This window comes from Pseudomonas sp. Z8(2022) (genome assembly GCF_025837155.1).
Classification (GTDB): domain Bacteria; phylum Pseudomonadota; class Gammaproteobacteria; order Pseudomonadales; family Pseudomonadaceae; genus Aquipseudomonas.
The window spans coordinates 486137-505231 of sequence record NZ_CP107549.1; the positions used below are offsets into that span (position 1 = coordinate 486137).

At 62.3% G+C, this 19095-nt stretch carries 16 protein-coding genes and 1 pseudogene; 12 read left to right on the plus strand and 5 right to left on the minus strand.

What is annotated here, in order from left to right:
• Positions 1–160: 160 nt before the first annotated feature.
• Positions 161–1054, minus strand: coding sequence for an acyltransferase (locus OEG79_RS02265; protein ID WP_264147270.1), 894 nt, complete (start codon positions 1052–1054; stop codon positions 161–163).
• A 176-nt stretch (positions 1055–1230) separates the two neighbouring features.
• Here OEG79_RS02265 and OEG79_RS02270 point away from each other — a divergent pair.
• From OEG79_RS02270 to OEG79_RS02300, 7 genes and pseudogenes are all read left to right on the plus strand, one after another.
• Positions 1231–1344, plus strand: a pseudogene (locus OEG79_RS02270) (hydrolase); the annotation flags it as partial.
• Positions 1345–1617: 273 nt separating this feature from the next.
• A complete protein-coding gene (locus tag OEG79_RS02275) occupies positions 1618–2127 on the plus strand; it encodes an ATP-dependent zinc protease (protein ID WP_264147271.1) in 510 nt (169 codons plus the stop codon).
• 159 nt (positions 2128–2286) lie between these two features.
• On the plus strand, positions 2287–4317 hold the full coding sequence (locus OEG79_RS02280; RefSeq protein WP_264147272.1) for a methyl-accepting chemotaxis protein: 2031 nt from the start codon (positions 2287–2289) through the stop codon (positions 4315–4317).
• A gap of 57 nt (positions 4318–4374) precedes the next feature.
• On the plus strand, positions 4375–4815 hold the full coding sequence (locus tag OEG79_RS02285) for a CBS domain-containing protein (protein WP_264147273.1): 441 nt from the start codon (positions 4375–4377) through the stop codon (positions 4813–4815).
• A gap of 93 nt (positions 4816–4908) precedes the next feature.
• Positions 4909–5589: a two-component system response regulator CreB gene (gene creB / locus OEG79_RS02290; RefSeq protein ID WP_264147274.1), complete on the plus strand. Its 681-nt coding sequence runs from the start codon at positions 4909–4911 to the stop codon at positions 5587–5589.
• Positions 5590–5592: 3 nt separating this feature from the next.
• Positions 5593–7014 carry a two-component system sensor histidine kinase CreC gene (gene creC, locus OEG79_RS02295; protein WP_264147275.1) on the plus strand — a complete coding sequence of 474 codons (1422 nt, stop codon included), beginning with the start codon at positions 5593–5595 and terminating at the stop codon, positions 7012–7014.
• 542 nt (positions 7015–7556) lie between these two features.
• Positions 7557–8410 (plus strand): IS5 family transposase gene (locus OEG79_RS02300; RefSeq protein ID WP_264145361.1). Its coding sequence is split into 2 segments (ribosomal slippage): positions 7557–7899 and positions 7899–8410, totalling 855 coding nucleotides; the frame shifts between segments, so codons are not numbered across the junction.
• On the opposite strand, the gene OEG79_RS02305 is transcribed toward OEG79_RS02300, so the two are convergent.
• The 3 genes from OEG79_RS02305 to OEG79_RS02315 form a co-directional block, all read right to left on the minus strand.
• Positions 8355–9365: an IS5 family transposase gene (locus OEG79_RS02305; RefSeq protein WP_264147276.1), complete on the minus strand. Its 1011-nt coding sequence runs from the start codon at positions 9363–9365 to the stop codon at positions 8355–8357. The genes OEG79_RS02300 and OEG79_RS02305 overlap by 56 nt on opposite strands.
• 673 nt (positions 9366–10038) lie before the next feature.
• Positions 10039–12339 (minus strand): ATP-dependent DNA helicase, encoded by a 2301-nt coding sequence (locus OEG79_RS02310; protein WP_264147277.1) that lies wholly within the window; start codon positions 12337–12339, stop codon positions 10039–10041.
• Positions 12336–13967, minus strand: coding sequence for a VRR-NUC domain-containing protein (locus OEG79_RS02315; RefSeq protein ID WP_264147278.1), 1632 nt, complete (start codon positions 13965–13967; stop codon positions 12336–12338). Before OEG79_RS02315 ends, OEG79_RS02310 begins: the two co-directional genes overlap by 4 nt.
• Positions 13968–14204: 237 nt before the next feature.
• Between OEG79_RS02315 and OEG79_RS02320 the strand changes: the two genes are divergently transcribed.
• Positions 14205–14588 carry a phage infection protein gene (locus tag OEG79_RS02320; protein ID WP_264147279.1) on the plus strand — a complete coding sequence of 128 codons (384 nt, stop codon included), beginning with the start codon at positions 14205–14207 and terminating at the stop codon, positions 14586–14588.
• Between the two features lie 102 nt (positions 14589–14690).
• Here the strand turns inward: OEG79_RS02320 and OEG79_RS02325 are convergent.
• Positions 14691–15859 (minus strand): IS3 family transposase gene (locus OEG79_RS02325; RefSeq protein WP_264145293.1). Its coding sequence is split into 2 segments (ribosomal slippage): positions 14691–15598 and positions 15598–15859, totalling 1170 coding nucleotides; the frame shifts between segments, so codons are not numbered across the junction.
• A gap of 153 nt (positions 15860–16012) precedes the next feature.
• Between OEG79_RS02325 and creD the strand changes: the two genes are divergently transcribed.
• The 4 genes from creD (at position 16013) to OEG79_RS02345 (ending at position 19090) form a co-directional block, all read left to right on the plus strand.
• Positions 16013–17350, plus strand: coding sequence for a cell envelope integrity protein CreD (creD, locus tag OEG79_RS02330; RefSeq protein ID WP_264147280.1), 1338 nt, complete (start codon positions 16013–16015; stop codon positions 17348–17350).
• 48 nt (positions 17351–17398) lie between these two features.
• A complete protein-coding gene (locus OEG79_RS02335; protein ID WP_264147281.1) occupies positions 17399–17701 on the plus strand; it encodes a hypothetical protein in 303 nt (100 codons plus the stop codon).
• Between the two features lie 144 nt (positions 17702–17845).
• Positions 17846–18634 carry a hypothetical protein gene (locus tag OEG79_RS02340; RefSeq protein ID WP_264147282.1) on the plus strand — a complete coding sequence of 263 codons (789 nt, stop codon included), beginning with the start codon at positions 17846–17848 and terminating at the stop codon, positions 18632–18634.
• A 195-nt stretch (positions 18635–18829) separates the two neighbouring features.
• A complete protein-coding gene (locus tag OEG79_RS02345; RefSeq protein ID WP_256835824.1) occupies positions 18830–19090 on the plus strand; it encodes a DUF4212 domain-containing protein in 261 nt (86 codons plus the stop codon).
• Positions 19091–19095: the final 5 nt, after the last annotated feature.

Below are 19095 nucleotides of genomic sequence, written 5' to 3' on the forward strand. Positions count from 1 at the left end.
TGCCAGTACTTTCGAGGTGTTCGATTTTTCATTAAGTAATTGATTTATATGGAGTTATTTTTAATTCTTCAGAGGGGTTTGATCATCGCTCGTTCGCTCTTCCGACTATCTCGCAGTGGTGCATTCGGAAAACCGAACGCGACCTGCACGCAGTCGCCAGTCAGCCGTGGTTTTCGCTGCGCAACTGTTCGATGCGTTTGTCCTTGGCCAGCCACAGGTCCGAAACCCAGTCCTGCACCTGCTGGCGGAAAGCCGGATCGTTCTCGTAATCACCCTGATACAGCGCCGGATCGAGTTCGCGGGTCTGGATATCGATGATCACCTTCGGCACCTGGCCGCTGAGCAGCGCCCAGAATCCCGGTACCTGCCTGCCGGGATATACCACCGTCACATCCAGCACGGCATCCATCTGCTCGCCCAGCGCTGCGAGCACGAACGCCACGCCGCCGGCCTTGGGCTTGAGCAGATAGCGGTAGGGCGATTGCTGCTGCGCCTGCTTGGCCGGGGTGAAGCGGGTGCCCTCCAGGTAGTTGACCACGGTCACCGGCAGACGCTTGAACTTCTCGCAGGCGGCCCTGGTGATCTCCAGGTCCTTGCCTTTCATGTGCGGATTCTTCTGCAGAAAGGCCTTGGAGTAGCGCTTCATGAAGGGGTAATCGAGCGCCCAGAAGGCCAGGCCGAGAAAGGGCACCCAGACCAGTTCCTGCTTGAGGAAGAACTTGAAGTAGGGCGTCTTGCGGTTGAACGCCTGCACCAGCGCCGGGATGTCGACCCAGGACTGATGATTGCTGATCACCAGATAGGAGCGGTCGCGGCGCAGGTCGGCGTTGCCGCGTATGTCCCAGTGCGTCGGGGTGAGCAGGGCGAAGATGCGCTTGCAGTTCTCCGCCCAGAATTCGGCCACCCACATCACCCCGCGTGAGCAGGTGTCGCGCGCGGCCTGTCCGGGCAGCACAAACTTGGCCAGGGCGATCAACATCATCGGGCCGATCAGGATCAGGGTGTTGCTCAGCAGCAGGACTACATTGAGCAGGCCGGTCAGCAGGGAACGCATATCAACTCCTTGGCGGGCGCGGAGGGCCATCTTATGCAAGCACGGGGCATTGCTCAAAAAGTCGATTGATGGCCTATCCGGAGAAAGTATTTCCTCCTCTCGATAAGCGTCATGCTCAAGCGGATCTCCTTAGCCGATCTACGCGTCGGAATGTACGTCCAGGAATTCTGTGGTTCGACGAATACACCTACATGCATTCGGTCTCGGTGTGCGCGCTGATGATCGCGTTGGCACGTCAGCTTGGCTTGCCTGCAGAGACAGTCCGCGAGGCGGGCCTGGCCGGATTGCTTCAGCGGGCGTCTGGCAGTGATGCTGGAGCAGAACCCGAGGGCGCTGCTGGCGCCGAGGGTGAGGTGGCCGCCGACTTGAGCAAGCCGGGCATCGAGGATCGCATCGTCGGACGCGAGTCAGCAGCTGCCTGGGGCTTCGAGCATCTGGACGAACTCTGGAGTGGCATAACTCGGTCGCGAGCGCGGCGGTAACGCCTTGTCATCCTTGAGGGGGAACACAGCAGGGCTGCGGCAGTCGGATAACGGGACTTTCCCTGCACAGGAGTGCCGATCTTGAAATACGCCCTGTTTCTGCTGGCCGCTGCAGTCAGCCTGCCGACCATGGCCAACCAGCAACCCGATCTTTACGGCCGCTACGAGCTGATCAAGCTCCCCGCCCTCGGCCAGACCCTCAAGGCCAAGATGGATACCGGCGCAATGACCGCCTCGCTGTCAGCCAAGGACATCGAGCCGTTCAAGCGCGATGGTGAAGACTGGGTACGCTTCCGCCTGGCCGTCGAGGGCGCCGAGGATACGGTTTACGAGCATCCGCTGGTGCGCATCGCCGAGATCAAGAAACGCGTGGAAGAGAGCGATGCCGACGTTCAGGAAGTTGCCTACTCGCAGCGCCCGGTGATCGAGATGCCGATCTGCCTGGGCGACGAGGAGCGCACCATCGAGGTCAACCTGACCGACCGCAGCACCTTCAGCTATCCGCTACTCATTGGCGCCCGCGCCATGCGCGATCTTGGTGCGGCCGTGGACCCGGCAGAGCGTTATACCCGCGCTCGTCCGCAATGCTGAGCAATCTGTCGCATTACCGAAAAGCCTGATACTCATTGGCCACTACACTCGTCGAGAGTGCCCGGTAACGGCTTCCTTTCCAGGTAGCGTCGGGCCTGCTTCTTGCTACGTGCATTGCTTGCTAGGCCGTAGGCCTCTCTAGGTCGCCGAGGTGTCGCTATGACGGGAGTACTCAAGCCGGGTGTACGGCTGCTACAGCGTTTCAGTTTTGCCCACAAGTTCCAGCTGGTGTTCCTGTTGTTCGCGTTGCCGCTGGGCTACGCGCTGTGGGTGATCGGCAGCGAGCACCTGTCACGGCTGCAAGCGGTCGATGACGAACTGGAAGGTGCGCAGGCGCTCGATCGTATGGCGGACGTGCAGCAGGAACTGATTGCCCAACGCACGCTGCTGGCGCGCTGGAAAGGTACCGAGAAAGCCGCGGAAGGGTTGCTGCAGGCGCGCGATGCGCGGCTTGACGAAGCGCTGCAGCAGGCGGCCGAGCCGTTGCGCAGTGGGCTGATCAGCGATCAGGCGCGGCAGCACTTCCAGGCGCTCCTCGGCGAGCGCGATGGCCTGCGTACGGCCGAGCTGGGCAAGGTGGCGCTGCCTGATGCGCTGGAACGCTACCAGAAGGCGCTGCTTTACCTCATTGCCCTGCGTGAGCAGGTGGCGACCGATAGCGCGCTGATTCTCGATCCGCACCTCGACACCTACCTGATGATGGAGCAGATCACCTACATCATGCCGAGGCTGCTGGAGCAGCTTGGTACCTTCGCGGCGCAGGGCCATGGCGCCGTGGTCTCGCAACACTTCACCCTGCAGAGCCGTGTGCTGATCCGCGACCTGCGACGCGGCCTGGACGAGCAGCGGGCGCAGCTGGTCAAGGCGCAGGCCACCCTCTCGCACGAAGCGCCGCGCGCCATGCGCCAGTTGAGCGCACCGCTCGATGCGTCGCTCAAGGCCTTCGACGATTTCCTCGCGCAGATCGACCGGGACATGTTCGAAGCCAGCCCCATGGCGCTTACGCCCGAGCAGTTCATCCAGCGTGTCGAGACCCTGGAGACTCAGCTGCAGGGGCTACAGCAGGCTCTCTACCGGCAGTTCGGCGCCAGCCTGCGGTACTACCGCCAGCAGGCGCTGCACTCGATGATCGAGGTGGTCGGTGCCTTCAGCGTCCTGACCCTGCTGGCGATGTACGTGCTGATGTGCCTGAACGCCTCGATCCGCATCAGCACCGGCAACATCATCGAAGCCGCGCGCGACCTGCGCGACGGTGATCTGCGTGTGCGCATGGAGGTCAACGGCCATGATGATCTGGCTGCCATTGCCCAGGCCCTGAACACTGCGGTCGAGCAGATGCGCGACTCGCTGCAGGGGGTCAATCGCGAAAGCCAGCAACTGGACGGCACCGTGCAGTTGCTGGGCAGCCAGGCGCGCGATGCGCTGGACGCGGTCGAGCAGCAGCAGGCGCAGATGAGCCAGATTGCCACTGCCGCGACGCAGATGGCGGCTACCGCGCAAAGCGTGGCGCAAAGTTGCGAGCAGGCCGCCATGGAGGCGCAGCAGACCCGCGAGGTGGCGCTCGGCAGCAACCAGCGCAGCGAGCGTACCAGCGCCAGCATGCGTCAGCTCAGCAGCCGTCTGGGCGACAGCGCTGCGGCGTTGCAGCAGCTGCGCGAACAGACCCAGCAGATCAACCGTGTGGTCGAGGTGATCAAGAGCATCGCCGAGCAGACCAACCTGCTGGCGCTCAATGCCGCCATCGAAGCAGCGCGCGCCGGTGAGGCCGGGCGCGGCTTCGCCGTGGTCGCCGACGAGGTGCGTTCGCTGTCCAAACGTACCCAGGACTCGACCCAGGAAATCGCCCAGACCGTGGAGAACCTGCAACGGGTGGTCGGCCAGTCGGTCACCCTGATGGAGGACGCCTGCAACCAGGCCGATGGCGACATCGGCAGCGTGCTGGCGATGGGCGACGACTTGCAGAACATCGTCGACTCGGTGCAGCGCGTCAGCGACCGCCTGGCGCAGATCGCCACCGCAGCCGAGCAGCAGGCGGCCACCGCCGACGAGGTCAGCGGCAATATTCAGCAAGTCGATCAGGCCGCCGGGCAACTGCTCGATGCGGCCCAGGCGGTCAGCAGCGCCGCCGGGCAGTTGCGCAGGGGCAGCGAGGAGCTGGCGCACAATACCGGACGATTCCGGCTCGACTGAGCTGACCGCGGTGGCCAACTCTGCTAAAAACCAATAACAACGAAAGGAGCCGCCCGCATGAAAACCGTCGCAGAAGTTATTCGCAGCAAGCCCCACGCCTACGTGTACAGCGTCGACAGTGAGGATTCGCTGCTCGACGGTCTGCGGATCATGGCCGAGAAGGGGATCGGAGCGCTGGTGGTGCTTTCCGGCGGGCGTCTGGTCGGCATCGTCAGCGAGCGTGACTATGTGCGCAAGGTGGCCCTGGCCGAGCGCTCGCTGCTCAACACCAGGATCAGCGAAATCATGACCCGCGAGGTGATCAGCGTCGGCCCGCGTGACAGCGTGCAGCACTGCATGGAACTGATGACCGAGCGCCGCCTGCGTCACCTGCCGGTGCTGGCCGAGGGCGAGCTGATCGGCCTGCTGTCCATCGGTGACCTGGTCAAGGAAACCATTGCCGAACAGGCCGACCTGATCCGTCAGCTGGAGCAGTACATCCGCGGCGAGATTCCGTAAGCAGCCCGCCGGAGCCGAAAGCCCTCTCCGGCTTGACGCTGGTCGCGGCCCTCGGCAGTCTGCCGCGGTCGAACCCCAGGTGCAGGACGCCCGATGCCGCAGATACTCATAGTCGAAGACGAAGCCGCGATTGCCGACACACTGGTCTATGCCCTGCAGGCCGAAGGCTTCGTCACGCACTGGTCGAGCCTCGGCGGCGAGGCGCTGACGCTGCTGGAGAACGGCACCTTCGACCTGGCCATTCTCGACGTTGGCCTGCCCGACATCAGCGGCTTCGAGGTGTGCAAGCGCCTGCGGCGTTTCTCCGAGGTGCCGGTGATCTTCCTTACCGCACGCAGCGAGGAAATCGACCGTGTGGTAGGGCTGGAAATCGGCGCCGACGACTATGTGGTCAAGCCCTTCAGCCCGCGCGAAGTGGCGGCGCGGGTCAAGGCCATACTCAAGCGTGTGGCGCCGCGCGAAGCGCCGGCGGTCAACCCGGCGGGCGCGTTCCGGATCGATGATGCAGCCTTTCGCATGCACTATCACGGCCAGGCGCTGAGCCTGACCCGCCACGAATTCCGCCTGCTGCGCACGCTGCTTGGCCAGCCGCGCCGGGTCTATTCGCGCGAGCAGTTGCTCGACGCGCTTGGCGTGGCCAGCGAGGCCGGCTACGAGCGCAATATCGACAGCCATATCAAGAGCCTGCGCGCCAAGCTGCGTACCGTCGCCCCCGCGGAAGAGCCGATCCAGACCCATCGCGGTCTCGGTTACAGCTACGAGCCGGAGGCCTGAGCCATGCCGCTCGGTGTGCGCATATTCCTGGTCTACTTCCTCTTTGTCGGTCTGGCCGGCTGGTTCGTGCTGAGCACGGTGATGGACGAAATCCGCCCCGGCGTGCGTCAGAGCACCGAGGAAACTCTGGTCGACACCGCCAACCTGCTGGCCGAGATCCTGCGTGACGAGGTCAAGGCCGGCACCCTCGGCCAGGGCCGCCTGCACGAGGCACTGGAGGCCTATGGCCGGCGCCAGCCGCAGGCAAGCATCTGGGGGCTGACCAAGGCCGAGGTCAACCACCGCATCTACGTCACCGATGCCCAGGGCATCGTCCTGCTCGACTCCACTGGCTTAGCGGTGGGCCAGGACTATTCGCGCTGGAACGACGTGCTGCTGACCTTGCGCGGCCAGTACGGCGCCCGCTCGACCCGCGAGGTCGCGGACGATCCGGATTCGTCGGTGATGTACGTGGCAGCGCCGATCCGGGACGGCGAGCGCATCATCGGCGTGGTTTCGGTGGCCAAGCCCAACCGAACCTTACTACCCTATATCGAACGCTCGCAGAACCGTCTGAGCTGGCTCGGTGCCGGGCTGATCGGCCTTGGCCTGCTGATCGGCGCGGCGCTGTCCTGGTGGCTGAGCGCCGCGCTGGGCAAGCTCACCCGCTACGCCCAGGCGGTCAGTGAAGGCCAGCGCGCCGAGGCGCCGAAAGTGCGCGGTGGTGAACTCGCGCAACTGGCCCAGGCGGTCGAGCGTATGCGTACCGAACTGGAAGGCAAGGCCTACGTCGAGCGCTACGTACACACCCTGACTCACGAACTGAAGAGCCCGTTGGCGGCCATCCGTGGCGCCGCTGAACTGCTCGACGGCGATATGCCAGCCGAGCAACGCCAGCGTTTCGTGGCCAATATCCAGCAGGAAAGCGCGCGCCTGCAGAACCTCATCGAACGCCTGCTGCACCTGGCCCAGGTGGAACAGCGCCAGGGCCTGGAAGAGCGCGTGACAGTGCCGCTGGCGCCACTGGTGGACGAACTGCTGCAAGCGCAGCAGGCGCGCATCACCGCCGCCAATCTGCATATCGAACAGACGCTGCCATCAGGCATCAACCTGCGTGGCGAACGCTTCCTGCTACGCCAGGCGCTGGCCAATCTGCTGGACAACGCCCTCGACTTCACCCCACCTGGCGGACGCATCCGCATCGCCGCCGAACGCCACGGCGAGCGCATCGTGTTGCGTCTGTTCAATCAGGGCGAAGCCATCCCCGACTACGCCCTGGCACGTCTGACCGAACGCTTCTACTCCCTGCCGCGCCCCAATGGTGGCCGCAAGAGCACCGGCCTGGGCCTGAACTTCGTGCAGGAAGTGATAGAGCTGCATGGCGGCGAGTTGCAGATCGGTAACGTCGAAGGCGGCGTGGAAGTACGGCTGGCGTTGCCCGCGTAGAGGGGATGAGCAACGCGCAAGCCAGCCACGGTGGACAAGCTTCGCGTTGTCCACCCTACGCCACGATTCACCGTAGGGTGGATGACGCTTTTTCATCCACCGTTGGGGCTTGTCCGGGCTACTTGCTAACGTTTGGTTAAGGGGCGGGCTTTAGTCCGTCCCAGTGAGCGAAGCGAACGGTTTGAACCAGTTGTTAGCGGTGATACCACGTGGCATTTTTGATTTTTCTTGTCGGCGTATATTTTTTAAGAAGCTCAGCCATTTCTGCTAAATTCTCATATCCTTCAAAACGCAGATTGCTGAAAGATTTAGGGATGGTCTGAAGTAGCCCTACATTTCCGTGTCGACTTCGGCCTCTGCCGATTTTGAACGCACCAACCAATCAAAAACGGTCAGGTTGCCCGCTCAGCTCACCGTTTTTGGCCGTCACGAGCACCTCGTAGCGGCCATTCCCCACATTACAGGCGCACCTCTCCTGCGCTAGGTTCTGTACGAAAAGTCCGAACGGGTAGAATCGGCGCCATGACCGGCTGGAGGCCCGCATGGCAAAGCGTTACGAACTCCCGGATGCAGCTTGGGAGCTGATCGCGGATCTGGTTTCCCCCGAGCAGAAAATGGGGCGACCTCGCAGTGATGACCGGCTGATGCTCAACGGCCTCCTCTGGATCCTGTGCTCAGGCGCAGCTTGGCGTGACCTGCCAGAGCGGTTTGGCCCATGGTCGACGGTGTATCAACGGTTTCGTGACTGGCGGGATGACGGTACGTTCGACCAAGTTCTTGAGCGTTTGCAGATTCGATTGAATCAGGAAGGACTGATTGATCTGGATACCTGGATGATCGACTCGACAGCGGTACGAGCAACCCGAGCCTCTTCTGGCGCCGGGAAAAAGGGGGGCCAGAAGAGCCGGTAGACCATGCGTTGGGACGTAGCCGAGGTGGCCTGACCACCAAGATTCATATGCTCTGCGATGCCAACGGCGTGCCTCTGCGCTTTTTGCTGTCGCCGGGCCAGGCCAGCGACATCTCGAATGCTCAGGCACTCCTGGATCAGGTTCGTATCCCCGGCAAGCCAGGCCGACCTCGCAAGCGCTGCCGCTGGCTGTTGGCAGACAAGGGCTACGATGCCGAGCACTTGCGTCAGTACTGCGACCGTTACCGGATGCAGCCTGTGATTCCGCTGCGAACCATGAAACGCAAGCCCAAGCCGGGACTACCAAGGCTGTTCGACCGCCCGAAATACCGACAGCGCAACATTATCGAGCGGATGTTCGGCTGGCTGAAGGAGAGCCGCAGAATCGGCACTCGCTACGACAAGCTGGCAAGAAGTTTTGCCGCAATGGTCACGCTGGCTTGCACGCTGCGGTGCCTACGACAGTACTTTTCGTACAGAACCTAGTCAGCAAATGTCCGCGCGCCATCCACAGATTCGATAGGGCAAACAAGGTCATCAGCTGAGCCGTGTTCTTCGCCAGGCCTCGGAAGCGCGTTTTCACATGACCAAACTGCTTCTTGATCACCCGGAACGGGTGTTCTACCTTGGCGCGCACCTGGGCCTTGGCTTTCTCAATCTTGCGCTTGGCTTTGTAGAGCGGGTTGCTCTTGCCCAGCTTCTTATACGTGCTACGGCGCGCCGCAATCTGCCAGATGACTTCGCGTCCTTCATGCTCGGGCCGCTTCTCGACGCCGATGTAACCCGCATCGGCAGCAACCATGTTTTCTTGGCCGTGCAGCAGTTTGTCGACCTGAGTAACGTCTGCAACATTGGCTGCCGTACCGACCACGCTGTGTACCAATCCCGACTCTACATCGACCCCGATGTGAGCCTTCATACCGAAGTAATACTGGTTGCCCTTCTTGGTCTGGTGCATTTCCGGGTCGCGCTTGCCGTCCTTGTTCTTCGTCGAACTGGGAGCATGGATCAGCGTGGCATCGACGATGGTGCCTTGGCGCAGCGACAGACCACGATCTCCCAGGTAGCCATTGATCACGCCAAGGATGCCGGCCGCCAGTTCATGTTTCTCCAGCAGACGACGGAAGTTGAGGATGGTGGTTTCGTCGGGAATGCGCTCCAGGCTTAGCCCAGCGAACTGACGCAGGATCGTCGTCTCGTACAGCGCTTCTTCCATCGCCGGATCGCTGTAACCGAACCAGTTCTGCATCAGGTGCACACGCAGCATCGCCATCAACGGGTAGGCCGGACGACCACCTTCACCCTTTGGGTAGTGCGGCTCGATCAAGGCAAGCAGCCCCTTCCACGGCACCACCTGATCCATCTCGATTAGGAACAATTCCTTGCGGGTCTGCTTGCGCTTGCCGGCGTACTCGGCGTCGGCGAAGGTCATCTGCTTCATCGGGATACTCGGCGGGTAGAGTCCGGTTATTTTGCCAAAATCAGGAAGTCTTCTTCAGAGTTTCCTTAGTGGTTAGTAGCAGGGATTTAACATTGCCTTTTATGCTCTGAATTCTAAGGCTTTCTATATCCGATAACGGCATGCTCACAACCGAGCCCTTGTGAGATATATCGATTTTGTTTTCAGACTCAGTTATGGCTACGGTTGGGTAGGATGAATCGTGATTTTTTATGTTTTTATATGCGCTGGATAAATGCTTTATGAGCAGTAAGGCCGTAACCACAGATAGTATTTTGTGATACATACTCTCACTGACAATGAGCATCCAGACAGCACCTGAAATTATGCCAACCACCAGTAGTGCGGCGAATATTGCTTTTCGCTTGCCGCTACGTTTGTATTTTTCTGATACGTGGAAATTCATATATGCCGCTAACTATAAATAGACACCAAATGGTGCATAACCAGCGGGCTGTTTTGGTGGATAACCTTCTTGGTCATTTCGAGGTCCTTCTCTATCTCGCGGTCTGCAGCGAGGCGGTGGGGTGTTTTGCAGTTTATACACCATGTCGGATAACCGCGGGTAAGTGCTGTCTCGCGATGTCCATCCGGCGATCTTCCAACTGCCGGGGTATCGCTAAACAGGCATCAGGGATCGCGGATAAATCCGCTCCTACAGGTTGGGTAGCGGTTCCAGTGCAGGGGCGTGGACTTGTAGACGCATCAGCTCCACCTGCCACCAGCTCGGCAGCAGTTTGCGTACTTCGGGGCGGGCGAAGCGGTCGTCGATCAGGTAGAGCACGCCCTGGTCTTCCGGCGTGCGGATCACCCGGCCAGCGGCCTGCACCACTTTCTGCAGGCCGGGGTAGAGGTAGGTGTAGTCGTAGCCATTGCCGAACAGGGCGTCCATGCGCTGGCGGATTTCTTCGTTGATCGGGTTGAGCTGGGCCAGGCCGAGGGTGGCGACGAAGGCGCCGATCAGGCGCTCGCCGGGCAGGTCCACGCCTTCGCCGAATACCCCGCCGAGCACGGCGAAGCCGATGCCGCGCCCGCCGATCTGGAAGCGTTCGATAAAGCCCTGGCGGGCCGCCTCGTCCATCTGCCGCGACTGTGTCCACACCGGTATCTGCGGGTAATCGCGGCGCAGCTGCTGCAGCACCTGTTCCAGATACTGATAGCTGCTGAAGAAGGCCAGGTAGTTGCCCGGGCGCTCGGCGTACTGGAGCGCCATCAACTGGCAGATCGGCGTGAGCGAGGCGTCGCGATGCTGGTAGCGGGTGGACAGGTTGCGCACCACCTGTACGTGCAGCTGTTCGGCACTGAACGGCGAGGCGACGTCCAGGCACTGGGTCTCGATAGGCAGGCCGAGCAGGTCGAGGTAGTAGTGGCTGGGGCTGAGGGTGGCGGAGAACAGCGTGGCGCTGTGGGCGTCCTCGAAGCGCGGGCCGAGAAAGGGTGCCGGCAGGATATTGCGGATGCACAGGGTGGAATGGCTGCGCCCGTTGCCGACCTCGACGCGGCTGATATCGAACAGCGAGTGCGGGCCGAAGCTTTCCGCCAGGCGGCAGAACAGCATGGCGTCGAGATAGAAGCTGAGCAGCTCGCCGGCATTGCCTTCGGGCTGATCGGTGAGCAGGTCGGTGATGGCGCTGACTGCCTTGCCCAATGCGACGAGCAGCAGGTCCGGCGCCAGCGGGTAGACCTGATAGGGCACCTGCTGCTCGCGGTGCAGTTGATCCCAGTGACGGTCGACCCGTTCCAGCACGCTCCTCAGTCGCTTCGGTGCGTCGCGGCACATGGCCTTGAAGCGCGCCTGATCCAGTTCGGCGCTGTACATGCCGCGCCCGCGATCGACCAGATTGTGCGCCTCGTCCACCAGCAGGCAGACGCGCCACTGGTTGATCAGGGTGAGGCTGTGCAGCAGGGCGCCGAGGTCGAAGTAGTAGTTGTAGTCGCACACCACCACGTCGCTCCAGCGGCACAGCTCCTGGCTCAGGTAGTAGGGGCACACGCCATGGGCGATAGCGATGTTGCGCACGGCCTGCTGATCCAGCCAGCGTTCCTTGAGCGCGGCACTGCGCGCTGCCGGCAGGCGGTCGTAGAAACCCCTGGCCAGCGGGCAGGAGTCGCCATGGCAGGCTTTGCTCGGGTGCTCGCAAGCCTTGTCGCGGGCGACGTGCTCCAGCACGCGCAGCGGCGTTTCCGGTTCGCGCAGGCGTTGCAGGGCATCGAGTGCCAGGCGCCGGCCGGGCGTCTTGGCGCTGAGGAAGAACAGGCGGTCGAGCTGCTGGCCGGGCATGGCCTTGAGTTGCGGGAACAGGGTGCCGAGGGTCTTGCCGATGCCGGTGGTGGCCTGCGCCAGCAGGTAGTGGCCGTCGCGGGCGGCGCGGTACACGGCCTCGGCCAGTTGCCGCTGGCCATGGCGGAATTCGCCGTAGGGGAAGCTCAGGTTTTCCAGCGCCTGGTTGCGCGCCTGCTGGTGCGCCTGTTCCTGCCGCGCCCAGTCGATATAGCGGCGGCAGTGCAGGGCGAAGAACTCGCCCAGCGAGGCCGCGCTATGGCGCTCGCGGAACACCGTTTCCTCCTGGGTGATGACGTTGAAGTAGACCACCGCCAGGTCCAGCTCATCGAGTTCCAGTTGCTGGCACAGCAGCCAGCCGTAGATCCTGACCTGCGCCCAGTGCAGCAGACGATGGTTGGCCGGGATGCGCGAGATATCGCCGCGGTGGGTCTTGATCTCTTCCAGCAGGCGATATTCCGGGTCGAAGCCATCGGCGCGGCCGCTGACCGTCAGCCCTTCGAACTCGACGACAAGCGGCAGCTCGGAGAGGTAATCCGGGCCACGTCGGGCGACCACGGTGGCGTGCCCGGCCATGCCTTCGGCGGCGGTGGGCGAGGGGGTAAAGCGCAGGTCGAGGTCACCTTCCTTGGCGGTGAACTCGCACAGTTCGCGCACGGCGACGCGCAGGCTCAATCGCTCCACTCCACGTAGCAGACGCTGACCGGCATGCCGTGCTCGGCACAGAACGCCAGCCAGCGTTTCTGGTTGTCCTGCAGGCGGTCGCCGGGACCTTTCACTTCGATCATCCGGTAGCGGCCCTCGGCCGGCCAGAACTGGATCAAGTCGGGCATGCCGGCGCGGTTCTCGCGGATATCGGCCAGCAGGCGGCGGAACCAGGCGTCCAGGTGGGCGGGCGGCAGACAGCTCAGGGCCTGTTCCAGGCGCTCGGCGTCGAGCAGCTCCCAGAACACGAAGGGCGACTGGATGCCGAATTTTTCGGCATGGGTACGACGCATGGCTTCGATGTAGCTGCCGTCTTCCAGACGTGCCAGGCACGCGGCGAACAATGGAGCGCGCCGCGCATGGAAGTCGGCGCGGTGCAGATCCACCGGGCCGCTGTGGAAGGGGTGGAAGAAGGCGCCGGGCAGCGGGGCGAAGATCGCCTCCCAGCAGAGCAGGCCGAACAGCCCGCAGATCAGCGTGTTCTCCACGTAATGCACGGGCGCATCAGGTTCGGCCAGGTGGGCGGCCACGGCCAGCTCGACACTGGCGGCGCGTGGCAGGCGCAGGTCGAGGCGATCCTCGCGGAGCTTTGCCGCCTTGGCTGCCGGCGCCAGGCCGAGGCGCTTGCGCAGACGTGTTCGGGCGCGTTCGGCCAGTTGCGCTTCCTCGGCATTGTGTGGCGCCGCAATCACCTGTTCGGCCATGGTCAGCGCCTGGGCGTCCTGGCCGAGGCGCTCCAGCACACGGATCTGCCGTTGCCGCGAGCCCACTGCACGGGTGTCGCGGTACAGCGCCAGTGCCGACTCCAGTTCACCTGCGCGCTCCAGATGCTGCGCCAGTTGCAGCAGAAGGCGCTGGTGGCGCTCGTCTATATGCGGGTTGTCGCTGCTGAAATCGCCGAGCAGCAGCAGCACTTCGCTGACCGGCAGGCCGGTCTCGCTAGCCTCGCGACAGGCGCGCAGGTGAAGGTAGTCGTCCACGTCCTGGCGGTGGCGAAAACCGCGCGAGCCCGGGGTGATCGGCACCTGTTCGTAGCGGAATATCCCCAGGTCGGCCAGCACGAACTCCGACCAGTCCTGCGCCAGGTTGCCGAAGAACATCAGGCGCAGGCGGTCGCACAGCGAGCCGATGGCCAGGCTCAGCAGGCGATCGTCCAGTTGCGGGCACCAGTCGGCCAGGCTGCGGGGTTCGCCATGCAGCTCGCGCAGGTGATCGAGCAGTTCGCTTTTCTTCAGGTTGCTGCGCGGCAGCTGGTTGGAGAAGTGCGCGGCCAGTTCGTCCTTGAGCAGCAGGGCGCCGAGTTCATCGAAGCTCAGGGCGGCGCAGTCGATCAGCCAGTTCCGCTCCAGCAAGGGTGCCGCTGCGCCGGGAATGTCGCCGATCTCGGCGTAGCGCAGCTTGCTGAGACGAAAGTGCACGCCCTTGCGCATCACCAGGCGTACCAGCAGCGCCTGGGCGGGCAACGGCAGCTGGATAAAGTCCTCGACGAAGGCGCGCTCGGCATCGTCCATCAGCTCGCGGTGATGGACGTCGAGCCAGTCGAGAGCCTTGCGGAAGTTGGCCAGGTAATAGAGTTCGGGAGCGTCGAGGGCGAGCATGTGGCGAATTTTTACTGGTTTTTTATACAGATGCCAGTGCCGTTCGCCCGCTGGGCAGTAGACGGAGTTGCTGTCGCCTGGTCGTCGGTGACGGCTATCCGACTGATTGGAAAGCGTTTTTTCAGGTATCGACAGCGTCGATGGTCACTATCCCGAGATGTGTCTTTTGCCGTTCCGGGGCGTGCGTAACATGACAACCGTAGCCAGTTACTTGCCCCCCTCTTCAGGAGAACGAACATGAAAAAGCACATTCTCGCCAGCCTCGTCATTGCCACCCTGTCCGCCAGTGCATTCGCTCTGCCGCAGATTACCGCTCAACAGTCCGCGGCTCCGGTGGTCGCTGAAGATGGCGCTGATCGTGTTGGTATCAATCGTGTCGCCGAAGGTGGCGCCGAGCGTACTCTGGAGCGCTTCCGCATTGCCGAAGACGGCGCTGATCGCGTTGGTCCGAACCGCGTAGCCGAAGGTGGCGCAGATCGCGTTGGTCCGAACCGCGTAGCCGAAGGTGGTGCAGATCGTGTTGGTCCGAACCGCGTAGCCGAAGGTGGTGCAGATCGCGTTGGCCTGAACCGTGTAGCAGAAGACGGCGCCGACCGCGTTGGTGCCAGCCGTATCAGCTGAGCCGGTCATCCGCCACGCGGGAGCAGTCTTATGCCGCATCGCAGTTAGAAAGGGCGCCCTGAATCGGCGCCCTATCTTTTCACCCATTCTCCACTGTAGTGGTCAACAATTCCCGGACACAGAATTGAGTTTTTCTTCCGCAACCGCCGGCGGTACGAAGCCGTTGTGCTGATGCGGCCTTATCCAGTTGTACCGCTGCATGAGGTAGCGGCCGATGTCCTGCTCGGCCAACGCTGTCGTCATGTAACCCACTGTCGGCACCCACTCCGTTTTCAGGCTACGAAACAGCCGCTCCATGGGCGAATTGTCGTAACAATTTCCCCTTCGGCTCATGCTCTGAATCATCCGATAGCGCCAGAGCCGTTGGCGGAAACCCCGGCTGCCATATTGGCTGCCCTGGTCGCTGTGAAACAGCACGCCTTGTGGTCTGCCACGCATCTCGTAAGCCCTGTCGAGCGCTTTGACGACCAGTTCCGCATCAGGCTTGGCGGACATCGCCCAACCCACCACTCTGCGGCTGTACAAGTCCAAGACCGCCGCCAGATAGCTCCATCGACCCTCTGCCCAGATATACGTGATGTCGCCACACCAGACCTTGTTTGGCGCAGCCACGGTGAACTTGCGATCAAGCACATTGGGAATGTCGGGGCGCTCGACCGTGGCCTTCTTGTACGCATGAGAACCGGGCTGTTTGCTGATCAGTCCTTGTTCCTTCATCAATCTTCTGACTCTGAAACGCCCGACGTTAACGCCTTCATCCCGCAGCATGGCAACCAGACTGCGACTGCCCGCTGAGCCACGACTTTGGTTGAACAGCTCGTTGACACGACTGCGTAGGTTCACTCGGCGGACATCGATATGACGCCGCCGGGCCAAGTGGGCGTAATAACAAGACCGGGGTAGCTCGAAGACTGAACACAACAGTTGAACAGGGTAGTGCTTTACCAACTGCCGAATCGACTTCAACGTCTGCGCCCGTGTTCCTCGGCCATCAAGAGCGCAGTGGCCTCCTTTAATATTTTCTTCTCAAGCTCCAGCCGGTTGATACGGGCCTGAAGCTCCTGAATGGTCTGCTGCTCCGGTGTGAGCGCCTTGGCAGTGGGCGTAACGCCCCCGCGCTCCAGCTGCAACTGGGTAACCCAGCGGCGCAATAAGCTCTCACCTACATCGAGAGATCTGGCGGCCTCGGGACAGCTGTAGCCTTGGTCGAGCACCAGGCTGGCAGCCTCTCGCTTGAAAGTCGGGGTGAAGGTACGTCGTTGTCTGCTCATCGAACACCTCTGTATGGCGAGCATTCTCGCCCTAAATGGGTGTCTGGGGTTAGTAGACCACTACACCACACAATCTCCACGCTCGCCCCATACGGCTCCCACCTTCGCTGCCCAGACTCTGCCGTACCTTCACTCGCTACGGAGAGCCGTACCATGAGCCGTTCCCTGGGCTTCAAGCTGGGCGCCATTGCCCTGCTGATCCTGCTACTGATGATTCCCCTGCTGATGATCGATGGCCTGGTCGACGAGCGTCAGGGCCTACGCCACGAGGTGCTGCAGGATATTGCGCGCAGCTCCAGCTACCGCCAGCAGATCACCGGACCGATCCTGGTGCTGCCCTACATCAAGACCACTCACGAGTGGAAAACCAACGAGAAGACCGGCGAGCGCTACAGCGAGGAGCGTCAGCGTCGCGGCCGTCTGTATTTCCTGCCGGAGCGCTTCGTGGTCGAAGGCCATGTCGGTACCGAGCTGCGTTCCCGCGGGATTTACGAGGCGCGCCTTTACCGCAGCGACAGCCAGGTCAGCGGTCAGTTTCGCCTGCCGGCGCGCCTCGGGCTGGGTGACGAGCTGGGTTTCTACCGCTTCGAAAAACCCTTCCTCTCGGTCGGCATCAGCGATATCCGTGGTATCAGCAACGACCTGCAACTGCGCCTGAACGGCCAGACCCTGAGCTTCGCTCCGGGTAGCGCCGACGATAAGTTCGGCGCCGGCGTGCATGCACCGATCCCGGCGCTGGACAACCAGGGCGGACAGACGCTGGAGTTCGCCTTCGACCTCAAACTGCAGGGCACCGAGCAGCTCTCTGTGGTGCCGGTAGGGCGTGACAGCCGGGTCAGGCTGACTTCCGACTGGCCGCACCCGAGCTTCGTTGGTGAGTACCTGCCGAGCAGTCGCGAGATCGGCGCCGCGGGTTTCACTGCCGAATGGCAGACCAGCTTCTTCGCCACCAACCTGGAAGAAGCATTGCGTGACTGCGTGGGTGGTGATCGCTGCCAGGGGCTGTTCGGTCGCAACTTCGGGGTCAGCTTCGTCGACCCGGTGGATCAGTACCTGAAGACCGATCGCGCGATCAAATACGCGCTGCTGTTCATCGCCCTGACCTTTGCCACCTTCTTTCTCTTCGAGGTGCTCAAGCGCCTGGCCGTGCACCCGGTGCAGTACGCCCTGGTGGGGCTGTCGCTGGCGCTGTTCTACCTGCTGTTGCTGTCGCTCTCCGAACACCTCGAGTTCGCTCTGGCCTACCTCCTGTCTGCCAGTGCCTGCGTGGGCCTGATCGGCTTCTACGTCAGCTTCGTGCTGCACAGCTGGCAGCGCGGCCTGGGCTTCGGCGCCTTGCTGGCGGCGCTATACGCCATGCTCTACGGCCTGCTCAGCGCCGAGGACTACGCCCTGCTGATGGGCTCGTTGCTGGTGTTCGGCGTGCTCGGCAGCGTGATGGTGCTGACCCGCAAGCTGGACTGGTACGGCGTCGGTCGCACCGCAGCCTGAATCTGATCGGCGCGGCGCTGGCCGCGCCGCCTTTGTGGAGATAATCCCATGCGTCTTCTCATGCAGTTTTCCGCCTGCCTTGGCCTCGGTCTGGTGGTAGCGGTGATGATCCTTATCGGTCTGATGTTCTTTGGCTGGTTCAACCTGATCGACGGCCTGCTGCTGACCGGCAAACCGCTCGCCAGCCTCAGCCTGATGCTGCTGTCGGAGGGATTCTGGAGCGCCCTGACCGGTATCCAGAACGCGACGAGCAACGGCACGCTGCGCTCGTTCCTGTCCCTCTGCGCGGCGCTGGGCCAGGTCGGCCTGGTGCTGGCGCTGGGTTTCATGCGCCTGTGGTACCGGGCATGAGCGGGCATGTCGGTCTGCGCGAGGAGGCGCGTGCCGGGCATCTGCTGGCGCTGCGTATCGCCTGGCTGTTTCGCGATGCCCGTCATGCGCAGCTGGTGGGTAGCCGGGTAGACTCGGTGCTCGTTGAACGGGAGTACTTCAGGGATGAAAAAGAGACTGGCCACCGGCCTCGGTTGCTTGCTGCTGGCGAGCCTGGCGCACGCCGATGATTGCCGGCAGCAACTGCCAGCCTGGATCGAGATGGCCCATCCGGGTCATACGGCCGGCCAGGTACTCGAGGATGAGCGCGGGCGCTACCGGGTGGATGCCGAGCAGAGCATCTGCAAGGTGTGGCCGGCGCGTCCTCAACTGACCCTGCTTGCGATGCCGCGGGTGCGCGCCGAACACGATGACTACGGGGAAGCGGACCTGGAACTGCTGGTGTTCGATAGCGCCAGACAGCGTTTCCTGGCGCGCCTGGTCGCGCCCAATCGACTGGATTGGGATGCGGTTTTTATCGAGGACTTGCGGTTCGATACCGCGCCTTATCGCCTGCGCGCAGACGATATTGCATTCGGTGTGCGGATATCGCGGCGCGGCAGCTCGCGGCCCAATCCGTTCTATGAAACCCGGCTCGATCTTTACCAGCTGGACACCGATAGCCTGCGCCCATTGTTGAGCGAGTTACCGGTGAGAACGGCTGGAGGCGAGTGGGATACCAACTGCAGCGGAGCGTTCAGCGAAACCAAGGGCGTGCTGGTCATCACCGAGCAGGTCGGTAATCAGGGTTATCGCAAGCTGTGGCTCAAAAATACGCGCGTCGAACGGCGTACGGCGATGATCGACGGCGAATGCCGGACGGTCGAGGAAAGTACTCATCGTTATCAGCTCCCCATCGAATACGGCGATGAGCGCTATCTGCTGCCAATCGAGCTGGTTTCCGATCCGCTCTGAATGCGCCCAGACCGGATGCGGCCGGGCTATGGGGTGCTGTCCTGTCGGCGGCATTGGCAATGCCGTTTTGCTTCCGGTTTCGGCGCTGCCGGATAAACCGCCGCGATGCAGCTAATACCAATGTCTATCTGTCGGTCGAAGCTGGCCTGCTGCTAGCTTGAAGCTGCATCAGAATAACAATAACCGGAGGCGTCTATGACTTCTGAACAAAGCAATGCCGCGGCCTATTGGAAGGCCAATGTGCGGCTCATCACCTGGAGCCTGGTTGTCTGGGCGCTGGTTTCCTACGGATTCGCCATGGTTCTGCGCCCGATGGTCGCGGGAATCTCGGTTGGCGGCTCCGACCTCGGATTCTGGTTCGCCCAACAAGGCTCCATCCTCTTCTTCATCGGGCTCATTTTTCACTACGCGTGGAGACTGAACAAACTCGATAAAGAATTTGGCGTCGAGGAGTAAGTGGT

Coding starts and splice junctions, on each gene's coding strand:
- OEG79_RS02320 (WP_264147279.1), top strand. CDS start 14,205: ATGAAAAAGCACATTCTCGCCAGCCTCGTCATTGCCACCCTGTCCGCC.
- OEG79_RS02345 (WP_256835824.1), top strand. CDS start 18,830: ATGACTTCTGAACAAAGCAATGCCGCGGCCTATTGGAAGGCCAATGTG.
- OEG79_RS02280 (WP_264147272.1), top strand. CDS start 2,287: ATGACGGGAGTACTCAAGCCGGGTGTACGGCTGCTACAGCGTTTCAGT.
- creB (WP_264147274.1), top strand. CDS start 4,909: ATGCCGCAGATACTCATAGTCGAAGACGAAGCCGCGATTGCCGACACA.
- OEG79_RS02315 (WP_264147278.1), bottom strand. CDS start 13,967: ATGCTCGCCCTCGACGCTCCCGAACTCTATTACCTGGCCAACTTCCGC.
- OEG79_RS02265 (WP_264147270.1), bottom strand. CDS start 1,054: ATGCGTTCCCTGCTGACCGGCCTGCTCAATGTAGTCCTGCTGCTGAGC.
- OEG79_RS02305 (WP_264147276.1), bottom strand. CDS start 9,365: ATGAAGCAGATGACCTTCGCCGACGCCGAGTACGCCGGCAAGCGCAAG.
- creC (WP_264147275.1), top strand. CDS start 5,593: ATGCCGCTCGGTGTGCGCATATTCCTGGTCTACTTCCTCTTTGTCGGT.
- OEG79_RS02335 (WP_264147281.1), top strand. CDS start 17,399: ATGCGTCTTCTCATGCAGTTTTCCGCCTGCCTTGGCCTCGGTCTGGTG.
- creD (WP_264147280.1), top strand. CDS start 16,013: ATGAGCCGTTCCCTGGGCTTCAAGCTGGGCGCCATTGCCCTGCTGATC.
- OEG79_RS02285 (WP_264147273.1), top strand. CDS start 4,375: ATGAAAACCGTCGCAGAAGTTATTCGCAGCAAGCCCCACGCCTACGTG.
- OEG79_RS02340 (WP_264147282.1), top strand. CDS start 17,846: ATGAAAAAGAGACTGGCCACCGGCCTCGGTTGCTTGCTGCTGGCGAGC.